We start from the raw sequence: 21,531 nt of genomic DNA on the forward strand, positions 1-21,531 counted from the left end.
CGAGGGTGGGGCCCGGCGCCGCTCAGGCGGCCCGTCGGTCGGCCACGGCCCACGAGGCGAGGGCGACGGCCCCGGCGACACCGAAGACGGCGGGCCAGGCGCCCACCTTCTTGGCCAGCGGATGGGACCCGGCGAAGGCGGCGACGTACGCGACGGTCAGCGCCCCGGCGGCCTTCCCGCCGGCCTGCTGCCGCCACTGCTGCGCGGCCGTTGCCCCGGCGGCGGCCAGCACGACCCCGCCGAGCTGCCGCTTCTTGGTCCAGCGGGCCACGCCGTACCCACCGATGAGCCCACTCGCGGCCACCACCGCGGCCGGTACCTTCGTCACCTTCGCCATCACTGCCTCCGCTGCTACGTGTCTCGGACGAACCGAGGCTAGCTCGCCGGGTCGCGGTGGTGGGTTGTGGGGCGGAGTGGTGGGCCGGACGTCTTCCTGTCTGCTCAGCGGACGTCGATGACGGCTTTGCCCGGCACGCGGCGGGCGGCCAGTTCGGCGGCTGCCCGCGCCACCTGCGTCCAGTCGGTGCGCAGGGCGACTTGCGGGTCCAGCTCACCACGGGCGGTGAGCGCGGCGAGCCAGGTGAGGTCTGCGCCCAGCCCGATGGAGTCGTCCAGCAGGAAGTAGGTGGCGATCTGACGGTTGTGGCGGTTGCCGTTGCCGAAGAGGGCTCCGTAGGGGAACTGCTCGCCGTCGCCGGACATGTGACCCGCGGCCACCAGCACGCCGTGTTCGACCAGGGCGCCGTGGGCGGCGATCATGTGGGCGCCGCCGACCAGTTCGACCACGCCGTGCACCGGTTCGAGGTGCTGGAGCGCGGCCAGGTCGGTGACGATCTCGTGGGCGCCGAGCGCGCGCAGTGCGTCCGCCTTCGCCGGGTCGCTGGTCACCGCCGTGACATGTGCGCCGCCTCGGGCCGCGAGCTGTAGGGCGAAGCGGCCCACGCCGCCGCCCGCGCCGGTCACCAGGACGCGCCGTCCCAGGATCGGGCCGATGCGGTGCAGGACGCGCAGTGCCGTACCCGCTGCGACCGGCAGTGTGCTGATCGGGCCGAGGTCGGCGCCCTCGGGCGCGGTGCCGATCAGATCGGTGTCCACGGCGCGCAGTTCGGCCCAGGCGCCCTCGGCGCCCAAGGTGACGACGGGGGTGCCGGCTGCGGGACCGGAGCCGTCGGCGGCTGCCTGGACCACCACGCCCGCGGCGTCCCAGCCGGGCACCGTGCCGGCTTCGCCCTCGGGGACCACGTGATGGACCTCGCCGGCGTTGAGGGAGAAGGAATGGACCTGCACCAGGGCCTGGTGGGCAGCGGGTTCGGGGTCGGCGACCGTGGTGAGCGCGAGGTGTCCTGGAGCTGAGTGATCAATCGTCAGTGCCTTCATGGCGAGCGATAGTGCCACTGAGTGGCATAAGCTCACAAGTGGCAAATGCGGCTGGTAGGCTTCGAGCTATGCAGAAGGACCTGAAGGAACTGCCGCTGCGTGAGCGCAAGAAGCTGCGGACCCGGCAAGCTCTGGTCCGTACGGCCCTTGAGCTGTTCACCGCGCGGGACTTCGCCGCGGTCACCCTGGACGAGATCGTCGAGGCGGTGGACGTCTCCAAGCGCACCTTCTTCCGCACGTTCACCTCGAAGGAAGACGTGGCCCTGGCCCCGGAGAAGGAACTGTGGGCCGCCTACGTCAAGCACATCGAGGGCCGGCCCCTGACCGGCGAGCACCTGTTCGGCGCCTACAAGGACGCACTGTTCGCGGCGCTGGAGCACATGTCGGACGGTTGGGAGCAGCGCTTCCTCGCCAGCCGCAGCCTGGCCGACCGCACCCCCGCGCTCACCGCCCACAGCCTGCGCGACTGCTCAGAGGTCTCCGCGAACGTCGTTCGGATCGTGGCGGACCGGCTGGCCGGACAGTCCCCCGGCCGCACCGAACTGCGCCTGCTGCTCGACCTCATGCTGGCCGCCTGGCACCGCGCGCTGGAAACGTGGACGGCCTCGGACGCCGTACAGCAGGACCGTGCGGCACTCACCCGGCACATGCACGAAGCCTTCGCGGCGATCCCCGCGGTCGCGGCACTGGCAGCGCAGGACAGCTGAGCGGACGAGACGGACGGACTCCGCATCCCTGGCCGTTTCCGACAGTGCCATCACGGGTCGCTTAAGTAGGTCAGCATCTGTCCTATATGGGCTCTAGCCTGCGGTTTATGCAGAAAATCGAGGACGGCGTCGAGATCCTTGTCCCCGCGAGCCCGGCCGAGCTGGAGGCATGGCTCGACGAGCATCACGAGGAGCGGACCGCGCTCTGGGTGAAGATCGCCAAGAAGCATACCGGCATCCCGTCGCTCACCTGGGAAGAGATGGTCGACACGGTGCTCTGCTTCGGCTGGATCGACGGTCTGCGGCGCGGCTTCGACGACACGTACTTCCTGCAGCGCACGACACCACGCCGCCCCCGCTCGCCCTGGTCGCAGGTGAACGTCGGCAAGGCCGAGGCCCTGATCGCGGCAGGCCGGATGCGCCCCCGCGGCCTCGCCGAGGTCGAGGTGGCGCGGGCGGACGGCCGCTGGGAGGCGGCATACGCCTCGCAGAAGAACGCCACCGCACCGCCGGATCTCGTCGAGGCGCTCGACACGAACCCGGCCGCGCGGGCGTTCTACGAGACACTCGGCAAGTCCGACCAGTTCGCCCTGTACCTCCGCCTGGTCACCGCCCGCACCGAGAAGAGCCGGCTGGCCCGCCTGGAGCGGATGGTGGCGACGATGGCGAGGTTCGAGTGGCCATCATGATCAACCGGTACGCATCGCCTGTCCGGACATCGCCACCGCCTGCGACCTGGCCCGCGTCTTCACCGGCCTGGTCCGCGACCGGCGAGGACATCTCCTCGCCGACCTGGTCCGCGAGGCCGAGACCAACGGCCCTGGGCCCGTGCGGGGCTTCGCCGGATTCCTCCGCCAGGACTGGCACGCCGTCCTCGCCGGACCCAAGTGTGACGAGTCAAAGCCCTGAGGTGTCTGTCCGGCGAGGTGCGTCAGGCGGGGCGCGCGCTGCGGAACGCCCGCCGGTAGCTGTCCGGCGGCACTCCCACGGTCCGCTTGAACTGGCGCCGGAGTGTCGTCGCGGTGCCCATGCCGGTGGCGAGGGCGACCGCCTCGATGCTCTCGTCCGTGGCCTCCAGCAACTCCTGGGCGCGGCGCACCCGTTGGGCCAGTAGCCACTGGATCGGGGACTGTCCGATCACCGACTGGAACTGCCGCCCGAGGTTGCGCGGGCTCGTGTTCGCCCGCCGGGCCAGGTCGGTCACCGTCAGCGGCTGGTCGAGGCGCTGCTGGACCCAGGCGAACAGCTGGGCGAGCTTGTGGTCGCCGGTGGCCTGGATCGGCGTGGACACGAACTGGGCCTGGCCGCCCGGCCGATGCGGCGGCATGACGAGCCGCCGGGCGACGGAGTTGGCGATGGCGGCGCCGTGGTCCAGGTGGATCAGGTGGAGGCACAGGTCCACGGCGGCGGCCTTGCCCGCGGCCGTGAGCACACTGCCGTTGTCCGTGTAGAGCACGTCCGGGTCGACCTCGGCCAGCGGATGACGTGCGCTCAGCTCGTCGGTGTGGGCCCAGTGGGTGGTGGCCCGACGGCCGTCCAGCAGACCCGCCGCGCCGAGCACGAACGCCCCGGTGCAGAGGGAGGCGACCCGGGCGCCCGCCGCGTGGGCCGCGCGTACGGTTTCGACCAGCTCCGGCGGCAGTGGTTCGTCGACGTCGGCGCACGCGGGCACGATCACGGTGTCGGCGCCGACCGCCCGCTCCAGGCCGTGGTCGGGCTTGACCGTGAACGGGCCGACCCGCACCGGTCCCGGCCCGCAGAGCAGTACGTCGTACCAGCCCTCGGTTGCTTCCCGCGGAGGGTTGCCGAAGATCTCGTAGGCCACTCCCAGTTCGAAGTGCAGCGGATGACCGGCGGCGAGCAGCGCGACAGTAGGCACGTCCGAAAGTGTACGCATATTGTCGTTCCGGACCCTCTCGGTCGGCCCCTGTTCGCAGCGAGACTTGCACTCATCGGGAGCTCGGGAGCTCGGGAGTTCGGGAGCTTGGGAGTTCGCGAACCCGCGAACATCGACATGGGGGGAAGCATGAGCACGACGGCAGCAGCAGTGGTTGTCTACGGGGCGACCGGTCACACCGGCCGCTTCATCGTCGCCGAGCTGAGAAGGCGCGGCTTCACCACCGTCATCTCCGGCCGCAACGCGGCGCAGCTGGAGGCGCTGGCTGCCGAGTGGCCGGATCTTGTCGTACGGCCGGCAACCGTGGATGACCCGGCTGCCCTCGACCGCGCCCTTGCCGGGGCGGCGGCCGTAATCAACTGCGCGGGGCCGTTCGCGATCACCGGCGGCCCGGTCGTCGAGGCGGCCTTGCGCGCGGGGATTCCGTACGTCGACGTAGCGGCGGAGATCGAGGCGAACGCGGCGATGTTCGCCGACTACGCGGAGGAAGCCGGAGGAACCGAAACCGCCGTGGTTCCGGCGATGGCCTTCTACGGCGGACTCGGCGACCTGCTGGTGACGGCGGCGATGGGCGAGTGGACCGCGGCGGACGAGGCGCATGTCGCGTACGGGCTGAGCAACTGGCGTCCCACGGCGGGCACCAGGACCGCCGGTCGGGTGTCCCATGAGCGGCGCGCGGGCCAGCGGGTGCGGTTCGCGGACGGCGAGCTCCAGTACCACGACGACAAGGTGGTGGAGCAGGACTGGGACTTCCCTGAGCCGCTGGGCCTGCGCACCGTGATCGCGGAGTTCACGATGGCCGATGTCGTGACGGTTCCCAGCCACCTGGATGTGCCCACGGTCACCACCTACATGGCCGTCGAGGCCGCACGGGACCTGGCCGGGACGGACACACCGGCACCGGAGGCGGTCGACGAACTGGGGCGGTCCGACCAGAAGTTCGTCGTCGACGTCGTCGTCAGCGCGGGCGGCGTCGAGCGCCGCGCCACGGCTCGCGGGCAGGACATCTACGCGGTCACCGCGCCGCTGGTGGTGGAGGCGGTGGAGCGGATCCTGGCCGGGAAGACACGGACGACGGGTGTGGCCTCGGCCGGCGCGATGTTCGACGCGGCGGACTTCCTGCGGGCGTTGAGCCCATATGTGGCGGTGGAGCTTCCGCACTGAGCGGCAGCACGGCTGAGCGGTTGCGTTGTCCGTCCGTCTGTCTACCCGTCTACCCGTCTGTCTGCCTGTCTGCCTGCCTGTCTGTCCGTCTGCCTGTCCGTCCGGCGTAGGCATTGCCGAAGAAGTGCAACTCTAAGGTTGCGCCTGGGGGGTCGACGTGCAACCCTGGAGTTGCACCCAATGGCGGCAGTGAATGGAGTCCCCTCATGAGCGAGGACCGGATCGAACGCGAAACCCTGATCGCGGCACCCCTGGAGCGGGTCTGGTCGCTGGTGGCCCAACCCGGATTCTGGGTGGCCGACAAGGCGAGCCTGCCCGGCACCGTGGCCAAGGAAGGTGAGTCGATGGTGGCGAAGAACGCCGAGCACGGCGACTTCCCGGTGCGCGTGGAGAAGGTCGAGCCGCCGACGTACCTGGCGTACCGCTGGACCAGCGCGTTCCCCGGAGAAGAGCTGCGCGAGGACAACAGCACCCTCGTGGAGTTCACGTTGACCCAGGAAGGCGACCAGACGCGGCTCCGAGTCGTCGAGAGTGGGTTCGCGGTGCTGGCCGGGTCCGAGGAATTGCGCAGTCAGAACTTCAAGGACCACAGCGAAGGCTGGCCCCTGGAGCTCGGCGCACTCAAGACGCGCGCCGAACAGCCCTCCACGTGACGGAAGAAGGTTCCGATGTCGCCGAGGCCGTCGACAGCGTCCTCGGCGCGCTGGCCGACCCGACACGACGCCAACTGCTTGACCTGCTCGCCGCACAGGGCGAGGCCACCGCGACGACGCTCGCCGAACAACTCCCCGTTTCGCGGCAGGCGGTGGTCAAGCACCTCGCCGTCCTGGACGCCGCCGGGCTGGTTTCCGGCGGCCGGGTCGGGCGCGAAGTGCGGTACGCGGTGCGGCCCGTGGCGCTGAACGCGACAGCGCGGTGGATGGCCGGGCTTGCGGCCGACTGGGACCGGCGGCTGGCGAACATCAAGCGGGTCGCCGAGGCGGCGGAGCGGGATGTGCGCTCAGCACGGCCTGACTAGAGGGCAGTGAACGACGCCGGCTCGGCGGGGCGTCCGTAGCCACAGGAGGTGGCCACGGACGCCCCTTCGGCTCGCGCCCCACCCGACAACCGCAAGCCGCGCGGAGGAGTACGTCCCGCACAAGCTGACGGCGTACCTGTACCAGGTGGCGTCGCTGTACACGTCCTTCTACGACAAGTGCCCGGTCCTGAAGGCCGAGACGCTCAAGCAGGTGGCGAACCGCCTGTTCCTGTGGGACGTCACGGCCCGCACGCCGCACCGAGGCATGGCCCTGCTGGGCATCCGGACGGCCGAGCGGCTCTGAGCCACGTCGGGACACGGTACGCGGCCCGTCCTCTCCCTGGCGGGAGGACGGGCCGCGGCGTGTGTGCGGTCGGCGGGTCGGCTCAGCAGCGGTTGGTGCCGGCGAAGTCCCAGAACTCGTCCGTTGTCGCCGACCCGGCGATCCCGTCGACATCGAGCTTGGCGCCGTGGAGGTTCAGGTACCTCTGCAGCGCCTTTATCGTGTTGGGTCCGACGATTCCGTCGATGGAATCGTCGTAGTAGCCCATGGCTTCGAACTTCTCCTGCGCTGCCTTCCAGCTGTTGGTGCCCAGCATCCCGTCGATCGTGCCGGGGTCGTAACCCGTGTCGCGCAGCCAGCACTGCCAGCTCTTCGCATGGGCGATGTTCAGCCCCAGGTTGACCACCGCGAGCGGCGCGACCTCGGCGCTCGCCGCCTGCTGCTGTGCGGAGGCGGGAGCCGCCGTGGCCGTGCCCGCGGTGGCCAGGCCGCCGGCGGCGATCCCGACCGCGGCGGTGACACTGACGAGTGCCTTCGTGAGAGCTCGCATGCTGTTCTCCTCCGTTGACGTGCGATGAACGGAACCGACCGCACCGGCCAGCTCCGCAACGAGACTGCGGGTGCGGCGCGCCGGTCAGCCACAGTTGACGTAGAAGTGGCGTCGTGCCGGGACGTCCCACTCGCTGACCTGCTGGGACGCCGCCCGCCGAGTCGGTGCAGCGGGACGACCGTGAGCAGGGATGGCCGATTCCGCATGGGGGCAGGGTCGCTGCTCCGTGAGCGCCGTGACGGCTGATGCAGAATGAGACCGGGATACGGGGGCCGGTCCAGCGGTCCGAACGCGAGCGGGGGAAGCATGTCGCGTTGGAAAGAGCTGTCTGCTGAACTGCACCCACACGTCCACCAGTTGATCGTGCGGTTGCGCAAACTGAAGGACCGCAGCGAACTGAGCACACGTCAGCTGGCCGCGAAGACCGGGTACAGCGCGAGGTCGTGGCAGCGGTATCTGAACGGCAGGTCGCTGCCGCCCCGGAAGGCCGTCGAGGCGATGGCCCGCATCGGCGGTGACGATCCGATCCGGCTGCTGGTGCTGCACGAGATCGCCGCCGAACACTGGGCGGAGGGACGCGTGATCACCACCGATGCCCCGGAGAGCGCCCCTGCGACACCGGCACACACGCCCACGGGGCAGCAGCCGTACGGGCGTTACCTGCGCGTCGCGGTCACGGCGGGAGCGGTGGCCCTGGTGCTGTCCGTCTCCGCGGCGCTCCTGCTGGCCGTGCGGCTCGCCGACGCCCGCACCCAGCTCGCGAACGAACGCGCCAGTACGGTCGCGGCGACCCCGGCCATCGTGTCGGAGTCCTCGGTACCGCTCATCTACACCTGCCGGCTGGAGCAGAGTGACGGCCGCTGGTACGCGGGCCTCAGCCGTACCACGGACGCCATCCTGGCCTACTCCTACATGGGCCCGGAAGTGGCCGAGGCACAGTGCCTGCTGCGCCGGGCGGGCATCCCGCCGGGGGACATCGACGGCGTCTTCGGCCCGAAGACACAACGCGCGGTCGAGAGCATCCAGACACGGGACGGGCTGGTTGTGGACGGTGTCATCGGTCCGCACACCTGGAAGGCCCTGCGGGAGGCGGCGCCCAAGTGACCGCGGAACACACCCGGTTGACCGCGGCGATGCGGGAGCTGCGGGCCCGTACGGGGCTGAGCCTGGCGGCGCTGTCGGAGCGGACGACGTACAGCAAGTCCTCATGGGAGCGTTACCTCAACGGCAAGAGCCTGCCCCCTCGTCACGCCGTACAGGAACTGTGCCGGGTCGCGAACGAACCGGACGGGCGGCGGCTGTTGGCCCTGTGGGAGATAGCCGAGTCGGACTGGAGCGGACGCGCGGCGGTCCCCGCCCCTGCCGCCGACGAGCCGCGGCCACAGCCGCAGGAACCGCCCCGACCCCCCGAGACCAGGAGGCCGCGCGGCCGCAGACTCATGGTGGTGCTGGCGTCGGCGTACACCGTGATCGTCGGTGGTGTGGCACTGGTGCTCTTCCTGCTGCCGGACCGGGAGGCCCCGGAGGACGAACCACTGTCGGCCTCCGCCCCGTACTCTCTCGCCCCCCAATGTCACGGAGCCGCTTGCGAGGGCCTGGACCCGATACGCATGGTCTGCGGCTACGCCCCTGACACCCTCACCACGTACCGCACCGCCACCGGCGCCCACGTGGAACTGCGCTACAGCGAGAAGTGCGGCGCGAGTTGGGCCCGGGTGTGGGGGACCCGGATCGGCGACCGCGTGGAGTTCACGGCGGGCGGCCCGACCCACGACGTGCGCATCGAGGACAAGGAAGACACGAAGACCTACGTCTACACCGGCATGGCCGCGGCCCACCCCGGCAGCACCGTCCGGGCCTGCTTCCGGCCCGCATCGGCCAACGCCGAACGGGAGTGCGTCGAGGCCCGCGTGGGCGGCGCCGCCACCACGACCGGGCCGCCCTCACCTCAGTAGCGTCAGGCCCTCGGGCGCGTCGATGCCGAAGTCCTCCGCCGGCGCGCGGCGGGCCTCGTTCGCGCAAGGCCGTTCAGGGGTGGTCGGCGAGCGGGGTGAGCTTGGTGCCTGTAGGCAGACGCCGACCGTCACACCCCTGTCGAGCCGGCCAAGAACCGCCGTTGCTATGGCACCCCAGGCCCCTCGCTCAGCGACAACTCCGCTGATTGGATGAGGCGCTGCCGACCGGTCTCAATCAAGGAGGCCACGGCCTGTGGCGCGCATAGATTCCCCGCGTACCTCGGTGCCACCACCCAATAGGTGCCGGGAGGCCTACGGCGGTCAATGCGTGGCACTCCCAGGTAGATGCCCCGTCCAAGGCACGGAGCGACCTCGTCGTGAGCCCACACGAGATCGGGATTCCACTGGATCAAGGCGTAGTACGTCACGCCCACGACCCGGCGGTCATAGACGACGGGACCGCAGAGTAACTGCCCTAGAGGTAAGGCCACTTGAGTCGATTGTTCGGTATCGAGGGCGGCATGGACGACGTCCATGGGCATCCGCACCGCGGCGAACCGCTTCCCTAGAGGCAGCAACGCGACTCCATGCGTTGTCCATTCTGTCCACACCTGCGCTGGCACGGGGTGCTCCCAGGTGAGCCACTCGGCAATCGCTCGCTCCGTTGCCTGCTGCTGCGCGTCGTTCACTGCGCCACCTCTCGTCATCAGTACTCGGCTCGTAGGACTTGGAGCTAGCCTGGACGCAGGATCTGCTCAACTCTAGGACTTCAGAAGGTCCTCAAGAGGGCGTTAATAGGGCCTACTTAGCGCACAAGGGTGACAGGGCGTCGTACACCGGACTTACTCTGGGACAGACAGTGCAGTCTCCTCGAGGAGGTGCTCATGCCCCGTCCCACTGGCAATGTCCGTTTGAAGGCCGCTCGTGTGGCCGCCGGTTTCAACTCGCAACAGGACTTGGCTGATGCCTTGTCCGGGGCCGCGAAGCAGATCGGCATTCGCGGACTGTCGATCGGCGTACGCCAGGTCCGGCGCTGGGAGTCGGACAGTCCTCCCTGGCCCCAACCGGATTGCCAGAGGCTATTGGTGCACTTGCTGGGCCAGAACATGGAGTCACTCGGGTTTACTCCGCCGTGGGACTCCGACGGCACTCAGCCTGACCGTACGCGGCGTGCCCTCGTAACAGGTGGTGTGGCCGCTTTCGGCCTGGTTGCTGTCCCCGGGCAGGCAGTTGCCGCTGCGACACAACCAGCCACTGCCGGTTCGGACTTCGCCGCTGTGACGCGTTCGCATCGTCGGCTCTACTGGTCCGTCGCCCCCGCCAAGCTGCACCCGGCCGTTCTTGCCCACGCGACACTGGGATGCGCGCTGCTTCCGGAGACAGCAGGCTCCACTCGCCGTACGGTCGCGACCGCGCTCGCCGAGTCGTATCTCCTCGCGGGCCGGATCGACTTCTTCGACTGCCGAGAACCCAGCAGCGCGAGCGACACACTTCTGCTGGCTCTCCAAGCCGCAGGCGAAGCGGACGACCCGCTGCTCGGCTCGGCGATCATCGCCCACATGGCGTTCATTCCGGGCTGGGCGGGCGACCGCGACGCGGCGCTGGAGCGGATGATCGCGGCACGTACGTACGCTCGTCGTGGGCTCGCTTCCGCGGAGCTTCTTGCCTGGCTCGACGCAGTGGAAGCGGAGTGCGAGACACGATGTGGCAACACCCGCACTGCCTTGCACCTGATCGGGCATGCCGAGGACGTCCTCGGCACAGGGAACGAGCACCCCTCGCCCGAGTGGATGGACTGGTTCTCCCCAGCCCGACTTGCCGCGTTCAAGGGCAACACGCAGTTGATCGCCGGACACCTTCCTCAGGCGCGTGACACCTTGCTCGGCGTCCTGGACGAGATGCCTGCGAGCGAGGACAAGCAGCGAAGCGTCGTGTTCGGCGACCTGGCCGCTGTCGAGGCAGCTTCGGGGAATCCGGAGCAGGCGTGTGCATATGCAGGACAAGCCCTCGATCAACTGGCGCTCACCTGGTACGCCACCGGCATGGATCGTGTACGCGAGGTGCGGCGCGCGCTCGCGCCCCGCCAGCACGAGCGTTGCGTACGAGACCTCGACGACCGGCTCTACGGATGGGCGACGACCGTCAGCGCGCTGAGCCGTTGAAGTTGAGGATGAGACCGGACAGTTCGAGGAGACTGTCGACGCGAAACGTCGGCAGCTCCCGAGCCTCAGAACTGTTCCACTGGATCGTGGCCCAAGGACCACGGCGCACGAGCGCGGTGTGCATCCCGGCCTCAACAGCGGGGCGGATGTCGTTGTCGCACCGGTCCCCGACGTAAAGGATCTCGTCGCCGTCGAAGGGCACCACAGCAGCCACCCGCTTGAAGAACTCCGGGTCGGGCTTGCTGGCACCCCAGTCGTCCGACGTCCCGATCAGATCAACGTCATCGGAGAACAGCGAGCGGAGAATGCGACCGGCCCGCACGGTCTGGTTGCCCGCGATGCCAAGCCACAGTCCATCGGCGCGGAGTTGGGTGAGGGCGGGACGCACATCCGCGTACAGGTCCTCTTCCCCGAACGTCTCCGCCTGCCCGTCTGCCGACCGCTTCTCGCGTTCCTCGTAGAGGTCGAACCCGGGACGGAACTCCTGGAAGGTGTCTCGATAGTCGCGCTCCTGCGCGATGACGGCCCCGAACATCGCATGAAAGGTGTGCCGCGGCACACCCAGCCAGTCGGCCCAAGCTCCATACTCACGGGTCTCGTCCACGAGGCATTCACCGACGTCGAAGACCACTGCGCGAATCATGGGGGCAGGGTAGCGAGGGCGCAATGCAGAAACTACCTGTAGGTGGGCACTGGGCAGTCCAAGCAGCGGAAGGACTGAGGAGCGCTGCTTGAGGCGGTGGCGCTTCCCTCGAACTCAGAGAAGCCGCCGCCGTCGTTGCGGTACACGAGGCCAATCCCGTGTTCAGCGAGCAGGTCACGGAGATCCTCGCGGGGGAGCGCTGGTGTGAGCACCATGAGGTGGAGGGGCTGATTGTGTGCGAGGCTGCTCAAATAGCGCTTTGCAAGGAGGAGTTGAGCAAGAGCTTGGGTGATCGACTCGCTTGCTGCACTGCCCGTCGGCTCATAGACAGTGTTGTTCGTCTTGTCGTAGAGGTCGAATAAGAGCTGAGTTGTCGAGTTGCGCATCGACAACTCCAGTTGGCCAATCGTTTCCCCTGCAGCGGCCCTACCTTCCTCGAAGGTGTCCGCCAGATCATCGCGGGTTGCCCCCACCTGGTCGACGTCGGATTGATGCTGGCGTTCGCGCCTCTGACGTCGAGTCGCCCGGGCGAAGCGGCCTGCGGTCCGATTGAACCGAGACACGGATTCGGGTGCCGGTTGAAGAGTGTCGAAAGCTTCACGGATGTAAGGGTCGATGGGGCGCAGTCGGAAGACAATTACGTTGCGATCTTGACCTAGTTCGTCTTTGGCCTCTCGTATCTCGAATGGCTTACGCTCATCAATCTTGAACTTCCCTATATATTTGTGGGTTCGTGTGTCGCTTCCTGGAACCTTGCCCACAGCGATAAATAAATGCAGGGTGCGCCCCTTTTCGGCATGTTCTAGAATTGAAGAATTTCCGCCCTCGAAGTTCTGATTGCCCTGCTTCCCGGCTCCGGTATAGGTGAATATGGGACCCAGGTCGTCGTTTTCGGCAAGCCATCCGTCACGATACCCGTAACGCTCACCGACTTTGCTGTCGGAGAAAATTAGGACGTTCCGCTTTTCCTTTGCTGGACAGATTCCGGCGTAGCTGCTGCCGCCGAGTGCGGGATGGATCTGTGCGCGCGTGAGGATGTCGCCGGGTTGGAACCCGGACGTGGGCGTCGTCATGACTCGAGGTTAATGGTTTCAATGGTCGCGAAGTGCGGCAAGTGACGTAGGTCGCCAGGGCAGGCGTTGTGGCAGTGCCAGGCTCAGGTGAGGATGGTGTGATGGGTGAGGTGACAGGTACGGTCATCGCGGGTGGTATCGCTTTCGCATCCGCAGTCGTCGGGGCTGTGATTGCCGGTAGGTACGCCAAGCGCGGAGCAGAAGCCGGCGGCCGTAAGGCAGTTGAGGCAGCGCTAGCGCAGGTACGTGGCCAAGCGGCGGCGGAGCATTGGCAGTGGGTGCGCAGTCAGCGACACCAGTCCTTTGGTGCCCTCTTTGCGGCTTATGCCGCCCTCGATGAAGTGCTAGCACGCATCGCACCCGAGGTGCGAAACGGAGTTGGACTTGATGAGGCGGCAGGGCGTGAGTTGCGGGAGCGCGCGCTTGAACTACAGGCCAAAATAAGCCAATTGGCACTATGGGGGCCAAGTGAGGCAAATGTATTGGCTTACGCGCTGATGGGGAAGTCGGTGGCGGCGGTGAGCTCCTTGCTGCAGGTGGAGGGTGCGGGGTCTGCAGGCTTGAGTTCAGCTTGGTCCAGCTTTGACCGGGCTAGAGAAGAGATGACGGTGGCCCATGCCGCCTTCCTTCAGAGAGCTGGAGAAATCGTCCGTGACCCGCGGCAGCCGGTCAGCTAGTGGGTTCTTGGTTCTTTGGCGGCAGAGTGCGGATGAAGCTCTGCCATGCGGCAGTGCTCAACATGAGTTGCGGTCCGGATGGGGCCTTGGAGTCGCGTACCGCGACTGCCCTGGCGAGTGCGGCCGCCTCCAAGCACTCACCCCCCATGCCGTTGTTGTAGCTTCTCCTGCGCCACGGGATGCTCGACGGCGGGATCATCCGGAGTTCTCCTCCAAGAGTGGATTACCGGTGGGGTTTATTCCTTCGAGGCGGTTCCAAGGTGGCGTGGTGTGAGCTTGCTACTGATGCGCCCGCTGGGTGTGGCCGGAATAGCGGCCCCCGTGTCACGCGGGCCGAGGCGATCCTTGACCTTTGTGGGGCGTGGAAACTCCCACACGGTGGGGCTATCTCTGGTAGCGGCAGAGCGCTGAGCGTGGCGGCGGCAGAAGAGGCTGTCGTCGGGGTGGTGACCGACGTGCTGCACTGGCTGCGTGCACACGGCTATGACCCCGATGACGTAATCGACCAGGCAGAGAATCACTTCGAGGCCGAGATCAGTGAGGTTGTCTGAGTGGAAAGCCGCTTAGCTTGCTGTGATGGCAGTATACGTCCACACGTCAGCCGGCAATTCATGCTCCAGCTGCCACGTTATCGCCATCGGTTTGCTGCCCGTGTGGTCGTCATAGGCCGCAGGGCCCAGGAGCATCCACGGCTGGGACTTGCCGATGTCCGTGTTCTTGTAGCGGCGCACGAACAGGAGGACGTGGCTGCCCTGTTGCTTGTGGTTCTGGTAGCGCAGACCTGTTGGTGAGTTGGAGGCAGTCGCGTTCTGGGACTCCCAGTGGAAGAGCGTGGGGCTCACAGCGAAGTCCTTGTAGCGGACCGTGGGGGAGAAGTCCTTCTCGTTCTTCTCCAAGGTGATGAGCAGGGCGTCGGTCTTGATGTCCTCGACCCACTGCACTCCCTGTGCGAAGGACCTGGGCATTTGGCCTCCGAAGCGGGCCACACTGAGCGCGGCGAGGATCTCGGAGCGGTTGTATGCGCTGTGGACCTTCAAGGGGATGTGGCTGTGAGGGCCCGACAGGGCGATCGGGAAGTGGTCGGACTGCTCGATGACGTACGACAGCACCTGCCGGAGTTCGTCGCGGAACACCTGCTGGGAGCGCAGAGATTCGAGGCCTTCCTGGTAGCTCGTGAAGCCACCCGCGTTGTCCCACAAGTTGAAGAACAGCATGCGGGCGTATGCCTGGTCGGTTGGACCCAGTGAGTCATAGGGCGGAGCGTCGTCGGAGAGGAGGCGGAGGTAGGCCTCGGCTCGGTCGGGGTCGTCGACGTGGAGGAAGGCGTGGACACGTTTGAGGAGGGCCGCTTCTTCCGAGGGAGCGGGGTCCTTGACCAGGCCTGCCCTCCGGAGGACGGACGTCCACGAGTTGTCGCTCTTGTACAGCTCCTTGATCTCACGGCGACTCTCGTGGAGGTAGTCAGCCAGGCGGTGCGTGCTGTACGCCCTGACCTCGTTGACCAAAGTCTTGATCGTGGCGCCCAGTTGGGTGCGGATGTTGTCGAGTACGAGGTCCTTGGACTTGCCCTCAAGGATGATTTGGCATCCGGAGGGGAGCTGTGGGAAATCGTGCTCGATGTGATCGACGAGCCGGTTGCGGGAGAGGTTCGTCAGGGCTCGGAACTGCTCCTCGAAGCGGAACTCCGCCCTGTGCTGGCCGATGAAGTCGAGGACGGTGAGCACCGGCTTCGTCTCTGTGCGGCGTAGCCCTCGACCGAGCTGCTGGAGAAAGATCGTGGCGCTGTTGGTGGGCCGCAGGAGCAGCAGCGTGTCGACGTCAGGGATGTCGAGGCCCTCGTTGAACAGGTCGACGGAGAAGATGACTTGGAGCTTGCCGTCGCGTAGGTCGGCGAGTGCCTGGGCACGTACGGCGGCCGGCGAGTCGCTGTCCAGCGCCACGGCCTGGAAGCCAGCCTTCCGGAAGAAGTCGGCCATGAAGCGAGCGTGGGACTTGGTCACGCAGAAGCCCAGAGCGCGCATTGCTCCGGGGTTGGACACCTTGTCCCGGATCTGCCTGACCACGATGCGGGCGCGGGCGTGGTCGCCGGTGTAGAGGTTCCCGAGCTCGTTGTCGGCGTAGGTTCCCTTGCTCCACCCCAGGTTGGTCAGGTCCGTGCCGTCTGGGACTCCGAAGTAGTGGAAGGGGCAGAGGAGGTCATTCTCCAGGGCTTCCCAGAGGCGCATCTCCGCAGCGATGCGACCGTCGAAGAACTCGTCCTGGACATTGAGCCCGTCCATCCGCTCGGGGGTGGCTGTGAGGCCCAGCAGTTGCTTCGGTTCGAAGTGGTCGATGACTCGCCGGTAGGTGGCGGCGGTGGCGTGATGGAACTCGTCGATGACGATGATGTCGAAGTGGTCAGGTGCCAGCTGTTCCAGGCGTCGGACGTTGAGGGACTGGACGCTTGCGAATACGTGGTCCCAAGTCTGTGGCTCCTGACCGCCATAGAGCAGTTCTCCGAAGGAGGCGTCATCGAGGACCTCCTGATACATGCGCAAGGACTGCTTGAGGATCTCCTTGCGGTGGGCCACGAACAGCAGTCGCGGATGACCGTTGCCAGGCTTTTTGGACAGGGTTCGGTAGTCCAAGGCAGCCATCACGGTCTTACCAGTGCCGGTGGCTGCGACGAGGAGGTTGCGGTTCCGCCCTCGGATCTCTCGCTCGACGCGGAGGCGTTCGAGCATGTCCCGTTGGTGCGGGAAAGGGCGTACTTCCAAGCCCGAGAGGTTGATTTTCAGGTCGGTTTTGGGTCCTGTTCCGCTTGCCTGCGTCAGGGCTTGGTCAAGGCGTTCGCCGTGGTTGTCGGGGTCGTATGACTCAAAGGCGATGTCGTGCCAGTACGCATCGAAGGTTGCCTCGAACTTGTTGAGTACCGCAGGCGTGGCGACGGACGACAGCCGTACGTTCCACTCCAGGCCATCGAGGAGCGCGGCCTTCGACAGGTTGGAGCTGCCCACGTACGCGGTGTCGAAGCCGCTCTTCCGGCGAAACAGCCATGCCTTCGCGTGCAGTCGCGTAGACCGGAGCTCGTAGTTGACCTTGACCTCGGCGCCGAAATCGCGGACGAGTCGGTCGAGGGCATGGCGATCAGTGGCACCGATGTAGGTCGTCGTGATGACACGGATCGGTACGCCTCGCTCCTTCGCGGCGCGCAGGGAGGCTTCCAGGACTCGGATGCCGTACCACTTCACGAAGGCGCAGAGAAGATCGATGCGGTCTGCCGTGGCCAGCTCGGCTCTCAACTCCGCGCCCAGGCTGGGGTCTTCCGGGGAGTTCGTGATCAGCGAGGTTTCGGAGAGAGGCGTAAGGGGGCGGATCGCGTAGACGCCGGGAGCCTCCTGCTTGGCGAGTGCCAGCAGTTGGCGAGGGCCATCGGTGATGGTGCTGTCGATCCCGTCTGCATCCGGGTCGGGCGCGTTAGCGGCCAGCGACTGCATGATCTGGTTGGCGGCTGCCACCTGCTTCGCATGCGGCAGCTGAGCCAACCGGCGCCCGACGGCCTCGCCGATGTGTCGGGCGAGCACATTCGGTGTCGACTCTTCGCTGACCTCCGCGTCGATGGCCTTCCATCCCGCGGCTTCGAGTTTGGTTAGCTGATCGTGCAGGTCACGCGTGACGAGCTTCTCGTAGACGCCTGGATGCTTCAGTTCCCCCGACTCAGCCACGCCCGCTCCTCTGATCCCCGGTGTCGATATGGATCAGTTCTAACAGGAGTCACTGACATTCGAAGGCCTTGTGCCGAAAGGTGATCAAGTACTCGGGGCCAGGCCGCCAAGCCTGATCCGAAGAGGATGTTGGGCGTCCCGCTTCTTTGGCTCTGTCGTGCTTCCGCAACCCGTATCACGGGCCGCTCCAGCACCGGTGAGAAGAGAGCGGCCCAGAATTGCGGAATGCGCGGATTGCGGGGCAGAAAGACCCGTGCATTCTGTTCGCCGCCCCTCGCCCGACCAACCCGGACACGCCGATCCCACGCTTTTACGCAGGCGACCGGATGGGAGTGGAGAGGAGCGGGCGGGTCCGGACCCGGTCCGGATGGCACCGGACGGGAAGATCGCCGGCCGGTCAGGCGGAGTTCCCGTGACACTCCCCGTAAACCCGCCCCGACCCACACCAACACCCCGCCCCCCGCTGCGGCGGCCAAGCCACAGCCAGCCCCCGTGCCGCCAGCGTCGTCGCATACTGCGGCAGCAGCGTCGCGTCAGCCGGGGACGAAGCCTCGGACGCCGCGAACGCCTCGTACGAGGGCACCGTCCCGGTCACGATCCCGAGGTTCGGCGTGCCGGAGGCCGCCAGCTCCCGCAACGACGCCTCTATCGTCGCGAGGTGTTCCTCGTGGGACGGGTATTCCGACTCGAGGGACGGATAGGCGGCGAGGAGTTCGGTCAGTTCCTCTGCGGGCCAGTGGAGGACTGCTACCGGGAAGGGGCGGGAGAGGGCCTGCCTGTATGTGCCCAGTTCGGCGCGTAGGCGGGAGATTTCTGCCTGGAGTTCGTCCGGGTTGTCCGAGCCCAGGGACCACACGCGCTTCGGGTCGTGGAGTTCGTCCAGGGAGACCGGGGACGAGTGCAGGGTGTCCGCCAGCAGGTCCCAGTCGTCGTGGGCCGCGCCCAGCATGCGGCGGACGCGGTGGCGGCCGAAGAGGACGGGGTGGGTGGCGTACGGGGGTTCGGCTACGTCGGTCAGCAGGAGGGTGGCCGCTTGCGTGAACGTTTCCTGGGCCGATTCCAGCTCGTCGTGGGATTCGAGGGACTCTGCCACGATCACCCAGGGGGCCGGATCGCGCGGGGACGCGGCGCGGACTCCGTCGATGATCGCGCGGGCCTCCGCCTCGTGGCCGTACTCCCAGAGGTTGGAGGCCTTCAGGGCGCGTACCAGGTGGAGGTTCTCAAGGGAAGCCGCGGATGACAGCAGACGGTCGTAGAGCGCGGTGGCGGCGGGGCGGTCGCCGGCCAGTTCGAGGTGGGCCGCGGCCTGCACGAGCAGGTGTTCGGCGTCTTCGGGGTAGAGGCCGGCAGTACGTTCCAGGCGGGCTGCTTCGGCCGTGTGGTCGACGTTCTCGGCAGGCGTGTCGGGGCGCATGGTGGACACCGTACTGCCGTCGGCCTGCGAACGAGAGGGATCCGCAGGCCAGAGGCATCAGAGGAGTCAGAGGGGCAGAGAGTCACACACCCGCGCATTGCCCTCATGGGCGGTGCGCCGGCTCACACCGCACCGCTCACACCACCACCCCGTCGATCTGCGGCGTCTGCACCGCCCCGCCGCGAACGGCACGCTCAGCGACTTGCCGCCAGCCACAGCGATAGCTCCGCGAGGGTATGGACGGTTGCGAGGCTGGTGACTTGTAGCCGCGCCCCTTATCGTGCGTGCCGCCCCGGTGACCGTCCTGAGGCTGTCCGGCGACCGCCCGGCGAAGGAGGCGTACGCATGCGGGTCATGCGGGTCATGCGGGCTCCCGTGGTGCGGCACAGCACCCGGCGACGGCGGGCCGTCGGGCGGCGCGTCCTGTGGAGCTGCGGTGAGCTCCTCGTCACGGTCGGGGTCGTTCTGCTGCTCCTCGTCGCCCATCAGCTGTGGTGGACCAACCGACAGGCCCAGCAAAACGCCGAGCGCGAGGTGCAGGCCCTGGAGAGGGAGTGGGGGACCGCGGCGCCATCGGAGGCGGGGGCGGGGGCGGGGGCGCCGCGAGTGGCCGCCACGCCCGCGGAGGGTGGTGCCCCGGAGCCATCGGCTGCCCTCAACAGCCCACACCCGCAACCCAGTTGGTCCCAGGCCTACGCCGTCCTCGTGATCCCCCGTCTGGGCCTCCGCGTCCCCGTCGCCGAAGGTGTCAGCAAGCCGGAGGTGCTCAACAAGGGGTACGTCGGGCACTACGAGGACTCCCAACAGCCAGGCCAGGCAGGGAATTTCGCGCTTGCCGGACATCGAAACACCCACGGCGAACCGTTCCGGTACATCAACCGGCTCAAGCCCGGGGACGAGATCAGCGTCGAGACCAAGGCCGCCCTCTACACGTACGTCGTCGACAAGACCCTTCCGCAGACCTCGGCGGGGGACGGTGGGGTCATCGGCGCGGTGCCGCGCAGCGGCGTCCGGCCCGCCTATGGGTACAGCGAGCCCGGGTACTACATCACGCTCACCACCTGCACCCCCGAGTACACCTCCACGTACCGTCTGGTGGTGTGGGGGAAGCTCACCTCCATGCGGCCGCGGTAGAACCCATGTCCTATGCCTTCCGCGCCGCAGACCTGGCCGAAGCTGGACAGGGCGAGGGCACGTGGGGCGATACGTTCACAGCCGACGACGACCGGGATATCCACAACGTGATCCTGTCCCGCTGACCACACCACAACGCGTCTACTGGCGCAGCCCAAGTAGGCCCACGTCAGATCTTCAAGAGTTTTCCTGCAATCCAGGGTCGGGCTTGGTGAACGCTTGTCGGCTGTGCATGAGCAACTCACGCACCGCAGGGCTGTGCGTGCTCTTCCAGATCAGGGCGAGCAGAGCGGGTGCTTCGATGTCGTCGATGGTGCGGGCGATGATCCGGTCGCGATAGCTCGTGGCCATCGAGTCGCTGAGGACAGCGACGCCGAGTCCACGGGCGGCGAGGTCGGCAATGGCATCCGCGGCGCTGGCTTGCAATGTGATCGCGGGTCGGAGGCCCTGCGCGGCGCAGGCACGGTCGAACACGGTGCGCAGGCCGGTGCCGGGCGGCATGCACACGATCGGGTGGGCGACCAGCTCGCGCAGAGTGACCCGCCGCTGTTCCGCCAAGGGGTGCCCAGCGGGAACTGCTATGACGAGCCGCTCGCTGATGATCGTCAGCGCCTCCAGCCCGTCGGGAGTGGCGGTTGCGGTGCCGATGAGAGCCAGATCGACGGTGCCGGCGCGCACCTCCTCGACGAGCCGGTCGGAATTGTCCTCCAATAGCGAGATCTCCACTCCCGGATGCGCCCGGTGGAACACAGAGAGTGCGTCGAACAGCGGTGTGAGGGTGCAGCCGATGACCATCCCGACCGTGAGCCGACCTCGGATCAGGCCGGTCACCTCGCTCACCGCCTGGCCGACCGCCCCAGCCGCGGCGAGCGCCGCGCGGGCGTGTTCGAGCGCAGCCTTTCCCGCAACGGTGAGGGTGGCGGTGCGTGCCGACCGGTCGAACAGCTCGGCACCGAGTTCACGTTCCAACTGGCGGATCTGAGCGCTGACGCCGGACTGACTGATGTGCACCCGCTCGGCCGCCCTGGTGAAGTTCTGCTCTTCAGCGACCGCAACGAAGTACTCCAGCTGCTTCAGTTCCATGACTGGAGATTCTAGCTTCTAGCGGAATCATCTGTTGGACTTCTGATGATCGGGCGACCACGCTAAGAAGCACCGAAGCACCGAAGCACCGAAGCACCGAAGCACCGAAGCACCGAAGCACCGAAGCACCGAAGCACCGAAGCACCGAAGCACCGAAGCACCGAAGCCCGACGTCAGGAGGAACCCATGCCGGAATACGAGAAAGCCATGCGGCCCGAAGACATCACCCGCTTGTTCGTCGAACGATCCAATGCCGGCGACGCGGCCGGGGTCGCCGCACTTTACGAAGAGGATGCGGTGATGGCCTACCCGTCCGGCGACCAGACGGTGGGCCGGGAGGCGATCCATGCACTGTGGGAGAAGGTGCTGGCCGGCCGTCCTCGTTTCGAGCTGGAGAAATCACTGCCGACACTGATCAGTGGCGACATCGCCCTCACCTCGACCCCGCCGAAGGACGGGGCCGGCGCCCGGGCGCAGGTTGTCCGGCGCCAGCCTGACGGAAGCTGGTTGCGCCTGCTCGACCAGCCCGAGTTCGTCCCGCCCACCCGCTGAAACCCCTCCACTGTCCTGGTGGACGAGCCGTGCGATGAGACCAACCGGACGGGCTACAACAATGGTCTCCATCTCGCCGTCGCGGACATCTTCAGCGCTGGGGACACCAACGCCGCCGATCGCTGGTGAAACCGAGTA

Annotated in this window: 22 protein-coding genes and 1 pseudogene; 13 read left to right on the forward strand and 10 right to left on the reverse strand. The window is 67.3% G+C overall.

Annotated elements, in window-relative coordinates:
- Positions 1–22 precede the first annotated feature (22 nt).
- Together AB0N66_RS08755 and AB0N66_RS08760 are read right to left on the reverse strand one after the other, a co-directional pair.
- Positions 23–328 (reverse strand): hypothetical protein, encoded by a 306-nt coding sequence (locus tag AB0N66_RS08755; protein ID WP_365430911.1) that lies wholly within the window; start codon positions 326–328, stop codon positions 23–25.
- 113 nt (positions 329–441) lie between these two features.
- Positions 442–1,377 carry a zinc-binding dehydrogenase gene (locus AB0N66_RS08760; protein WP_365430457.1) on the reverse strand — a complete coding sequence of 312 codons (936 nt, stop codon included), beginning with the start codon at positions 1,375–1,377 and terminating at the stop codon, positions 442–444.
- Between the two features lie 68 nt (positions 1,378–1,445).
- On the opposite strand from AB0N66_RS08760, the gene AB0N66_RS08765 reads away from it, so the two are divergent.
- Together AB0N66_RS08765 and AB0N66_RS08770 are read left to right on the forward strand one after the other, a co-directional pair.
- Positions 1,446–2,084 carry a helix-turn-helix domain-containing protein gene (locus AB0N66_RS08765; RefSeq protein WP_365430459.1) on the forward strand — a complete coding sequence of 213 codons (639 nt, stop codon included), beginning with the start codon at positions 1,446–1,448 and terminating at the stop codon, positions 2,082–2,084.
- Between the two features lie 107 nt (positions 2,085–2,191).
- On the forward strand, positions 2,192–2,773 hold the full coding sequence (locus AB0N66_RS08770; protein WP_365430461.1) for a YdeI/OmpD-associated family protein: 582 nt from the start codon (positions 2,192–2,194) through the stop codon (positions 2,771–2,773).
- A gap of 242 nt (positions 2,774–3,015) precedes the next feature.
- On the opposite strand, the gene AB0N66_RS08775 is transcribed toward AB0N66_RS08770, so the two are convergent.
- Positions 3,016–3,981 (reverse strand): helix-turn-helix domain-containing protein, encoded by a 966-nt coding sequence (locus tag AB0N66_RS08775; protein WP_365430463.1) that lies wholly within the window; start codon positions 3,979–3,981, stop codon positions 3,016–3,018.
- A 129-nt stretch (positions 3,982–4,110) separates the two neighbouring features.
- Between AB0N66_RS08775 and AB0N66_RS08780 the strand changes: the two genes are divergently transcribed.
- From AB0N66_RS08780 to AB0N66_RS08795, 4 genes and pseudogenes are all read left to right on the forward strand, one after another.
- Positions 4,111–5,145 carry a saccharopine dehydrogenase NADP-binding domain-containing protein gene (locus AB0N66_RS08780; RefSeq protein WP_365430465.1) on the forward strand — a complete coding sequence of 345 codons (1,035 nt, stop codon included), beginning with the start codon at positions 4,111–4,113 and terminating at the stop codon, positions 5,143–5,145.
- Positions 5,146–5,351: 206 nt separating this feature from the next.
- A complete protein-coding gene (locus AB0N66_RS08785; protein ID WP_365430467.1) occupies positions 5,352–5,798 on the forward strand; it encodes an SRPBCC domain-containing protein in 447 nt (148 codons plus the stop codon).
- Positions 5,795–6,163: a metalloregulator ArsR/SmtB family transcription factor gene (locus tag AB0N66_RS08790; protein ID WP_365430469.1), complete on the forward strand. Its 369-nt coding sequence runs from the start codon at positions 5,795–5,797 to the stop codon at positions 6,161–6,163. Before AB0N66_RS08785 ends, AB0N66_RS08790 begins: the two co-directional genes overlap by 4 nt.
- Before the next feature lie 100 nt (positions 6,164–6,263).
- Positions 6,264–6,467: pseudogene (locus AB0N66_RS08795) on the forward strand (DALR anticodon-binding domain-containing protein); the annotation flags it as partial.
- Positions 6,468–6,549: 82 nt separating this feature from the next.
- On the opposite strand, the gene AB0N66_RS08800 reads toward AB0N66_RS08795, so the two are convergent.
- Positions 6,550–6,996, reverse strand: coding sequence for a peptidoglycan-binding domain-containing protein (locus tag AB0N66_RS08800; protein ID WP_365430471.1), 447 nt, complete (start codon positions 6,994–6,996; stop codon positions 6,550–6,552).
- Positions 6,997–7,302: 306 nt separating this feature from the next.
- On the opposite strand from AB0N66_RS08800, the gene AB0N66_RS08805 reads away from it, so the two are divergent.
- The 3 genes from AB0N66_RS08805 to AB0N66_RS08815 all read left to right on the forward strand — a co-directional run bounded on the left by AB0N66_RS08805 (position 7,303) and on the right by AB0N66_RS08815 (position 11,113).
- Positions 7,303–8,100 (forward strand): peptidoglycan-binding protein, encoded by a 798-nt coding sequence (locus tag AB0N66_RS08805; RefSeq protein WP_365430473.1) that lies wholly within the window; start codon positions 7,303–7,305, stop codon positions 8,098–8,100.
- Positions 8,097–8,951 (forward strand): DUF2690 domain-containing protein, encoded by an 855-nt coding sequence (locus AB0N66_RS08810; RefSeq protein WP_365430475.1) that lies wholly within the window; start codon positions 8,097–8,099, stop codon positions 8,949–8,951. Before AB0N66_RS08805 ends, AB0N66_RS08810 begins: the two co-directional genes overlap by 4 nt.
- Before the next feature lie 884 nt (positions 8,952–9,835).
- A complete protein-coding gene (locus AB0N66_RS08815) occupies positions 9,836–11,113 on the forward strand; it encodes a transcriptional regulator (RefSeq protein ID WP_365430477.1) in 1,278 nt (425 codons plus the stop codon).
- On the opposite strand, the gene AB0N66_RS08820 is transcribed toward AB0N66_RS08815, so the two are convergent.
- Together AB0N66_RS08820 and AB0N66_RS08825 are read right to left on the reverse strand one after the other, a co-directional pair.
- Positions 11,094–11,756, reverse strand: a complete 663-nt coding sequence (locus AB0N66_RS08820) for an HAD family hydrolase (RefSeq protein WP_365430479.1) — start codon at positions 11,754–11,756, stop codon at positions 11,094–11,096. The genes AB0N66_RS08815 and AB0N66_RS08820 overlap by 20 nt on opposite strands.
- Positions 11,757–11,788: 32 nt before the next feature.
- Positions 11,789–12,829 carry a hypothetical protein gene (locus AB0N66_RS08825; RefSeq protein ID WP_365430481.1) on the reverse strand — a complete coding sequence of 347 codons (1,041 nt, stop codon included), beginning with the start codon at positions 12,827–12,829 and terminating at the stop codon, positions 11,789–11,791.
- A gap of 101 nt (positions 12,830–12,930) precedes the next feature.
- Here AB0N66_RS08825 and AB0N66_RS08830 point away from each other — a divergent pair, with 101 nt between their 5' ends.
- Complete coding sequence (locus AB0N66_RS08830) at positions 12,931–13,506, forward strand: hypothetical protein (RefSeq protein ID WP_365430483.1); 576 nt, start codon at positions 12,931–12,933, stop codon at positions 13,504–13,506.
- On the opposite strand, the gene AB0N66_RS08835 is transcribed toward AB0N66_RS08830, so the two are convergent.
- Positions 13,499–13,705 carry a DUF397 domain-containing protein gene (locus AB0N66_RS08835; protein ID WP_365430485.1) on the reverse strand — a complete coding sequence of 69 codons (207 nt, stop codon included), beginning with the start codon at positions 13,703–13,705 and terminating at the stop codon, positions 13,499–13,501. The two genes, AB0N66_RS08830 and AB0N66_RS08835, sit on opposite strands and share 8 nt — an antisense overlap.
- 214 nt (positions 13,706–13,919) lie before the next feature.
- Between AB0N66_RS08835 and AB0N66_RS08840 the strand changes: the two genes are divergently transcribed.
- The gene (locus tag AB0N66_RS08840) at positions 13,920–14,057 is read left to right on the forward strand and encodes a hypothetical protein (protein WP_365430486.1); all 138 of its coding nucleotides are present in this window, start codon (positions 13,920–13,922) and stop codon (positions 14,055–14,057) included.
- 12 nt (positions 14,058–14,069) lie between these two features.
- Here the strand turns inward: AB0N66_RS08840 and AB0N66_RS08845 are convergent, their stop codons facing one another.
- Both AB0N66_RS08845 and AB0N66_RS08850 read right to left on the reverse strand, forming a co-directional pair.
- A complete protein-coding gene (locus AB0N66_RS08845) occupies positions 14,070–17,210 on the reverse strand; it encodes a DUF3427 domain-containing protein (RefSeq protein WP_365430488.1) in 3,141 nt (1,046 codons plus the stop codon).
- 397 nt (positions 17,211–17,607) lie between these two features.
- A complete protein-coding gene (locus AB0N66_RS08850) occupies positions 17,608–18,624 on the reverse strand; it encodes an SEC-C domain-containing protein (protein ID WP_365430490.1) in 1,017 nt (338 codons plus the stop codon).
- A 363-nt stretch (positions 18,625–18,987) separates the two neighbouring features.
- Between AB0N66_RS08850 and AB0N66_RS08855 the strand changes: the two genes are divergently transcribed.
- On the forward strand, positions 18,988–19,758 hold the full coding sequence (locus AB0N66_RS08855) for a class E sortase (RefSeq protein WP_365430913.1): 771 nt from the start codon (positions 18,988–18,990) through the stop codon (positions 19,756–19,758).
- 177 nt (positions 19,759–19,935) lie between these two features.
- Here the strand turns inward: AB0N66_RS08855 and AB0N66_RS08860 are convergent, their stop codons facing one another.
- Positions 19,936–20,841 carry a LysR family transcriptional regulator gene (locus AB0N66_RS08860; RefSeq protein ID WP_365430492.1) on the reverse strand — a complete coding sequence of 302 codons (906 nt, stop codon included), beginning with the start codon at positions 20,839–20,841 and terminating at the stop codon, positions 19,936–19,938.
- 186 nt (positions 20,842–21,027) lie between these two features.
- Here AB0N66_RS08860 and AB0N66_RS08865 point away from each other — a divergent pair, with 186 nt between their 5' ends.
- A complete protein-coding gene (locus AB0N66_RS08865) occupies positions 21,028–21,393 on the forward strand; it encodes a nuclear transport factor 2 family protein (RefSeq protein ID WP_365430494.1) in 366 nt (121 codons plus the stop codon).
- Positions 21,394–21,531 lie beyond the last annotated feature (138 nt).

It is taken from the genome of Streptomyces sp. NPDC093544, assembly GCF_040683495.1.
Lineage (GTDB): Bacteria > Actinomycetota > Actinomycetes > Streptomycetales > Streptomycetaceae > Streptomyces.

What these genes read in the sequence shown, in the direction of transcription:
- AB0N66_RS08760 (WP_365430457.1), bottom strand. Translation starts at nt 1,377, where the DNA reads ATGAAGGCACTGACGATTGATCACTCAGCTCCAGGACACCTCGCGCTC.
- AB0N66_RS08765 (WP_365430459.1), top strand. Translation starts at nt 1,446, where the DNA reads ATGCAGAAGGACCTGAAGGAACTGCCGCTGCGTGAGCGCAAGAAGCTG.
- AB0N66_RS08770 (WP_365430461.1), top strand. Translation starts at nt 2,192, where the DNA reads ATGCAGAAAATCGAGGACGGCGTCGAGATCCTTGTCCCCGCGAGCCCG.
- AB0N66_RS08775 (WP_365430463.1), bottom strand. Translation starts at nt 3,981, where the DNA reads ATGCGTACACTTTCGGACGTGCCTACTGTCGCGCTGCTCGCCGCCGGT.
- AB0N66_RS08780 (WP_365430465.1), top strand. Translation starts at nt 4,111, where the DNA reads ATGAGCACGACGGCAGCAGCAGTGGTTGTCTACGGGGCGACCGGTCAC.
- AB0N66_RS08785 (WP_365430467.1), top strand. Translation starts at nt 5,352, where the DNA reads ATGAGCGAGGACCGGATCGAACGCGAAACCCTGATCGCGGCACCCCTG.
- AB0N66_RS08800 (WP_365430471.1), bottom strand. Translation starts at nt 6,996, where the DNA reads ATGCGAGCTCTCACGAAGGCACTCGTCAGTGTCACCGCCGCGGTCGGG.
- AB0N66_RS08805 (WP_365430473.1), top strand. Translation starts at nt 7,303, where the DNA reads ATGTCGCGTTGGAAAGAGCTGTCTGCTGAACTGCACCCACACGTCCAC.
- AB0N66_RS08815 (WP_365430477.1), top strand. Translation starts at nt 9,836, where the DNA reads ATGCCCCGTCCCACTGGCAATGTCCGTTTGAAGGCCGCTCGTGTGGCC.
- AB0N66_RS08820 (WP_365430479.1), bottom strand. Translation starts at nt 11,756, where the DNA reads ATGATTCGCGCAGTGGTCTTCGACGTCGGTGAATGCCTCGTGGACGAG.
- AB0N66_RS08825 (WP_365430481.1), bottom strand. Translation starts at nt 12,829, where the DNA reads ATGACGACGCCCACGTCCGGGTTCCAACCCGGCGACATCCTCACGCGC.
- AB0N66_RS08830 (WP_365430483.1), top strand. Translation starts at nt 12,931, where the DNA reads ATGGGTGAGGTGACAGGTACGGTCATCGCGGGTGGTATCGCTTTCGCA.
- AB0N66_RS08835 (WP_365430485.1), bottom strand. Translation starts at nt 13,705, where the DNA reads ATGATCCCGCCGTCGAGCATCCCGTGGCGCAGGAGAAGCTACAACAAC.
- AB0N66_RS08850 (WP_365430490.1), bottom strand. Translation starts at nt 18,624, where the DNA reads ATGCGCCCCGACACGCCTGCCGAGAACGTCGACCACACGGCCGAAGCA.
- AB0N66_RS08855 (WP_365430913.1), top strand. Translation starts at nt 18,988, where the DNA reads ATGCGGGCTCCCGTGGTGCGGCACAGCACCCGGCGACGGCGGGCCGTC.
- AB0N66_RS08860 (WP_365430492.1), bottom strand. Translation starts at nt 20,841, where the DNA reads ATGGAACTGAAGCAGCTGGAGTACTTCGTTGCGGTCGCTGAAGAGCAG.
- AB0N66_RS08865 (WP_365430494.1), top strand. Translation starts at nt 21,028, where the DNA reads ATGCCGGAATACGAGAAAGCCATGCGGCCCGAAGACATCACCCGCTTG.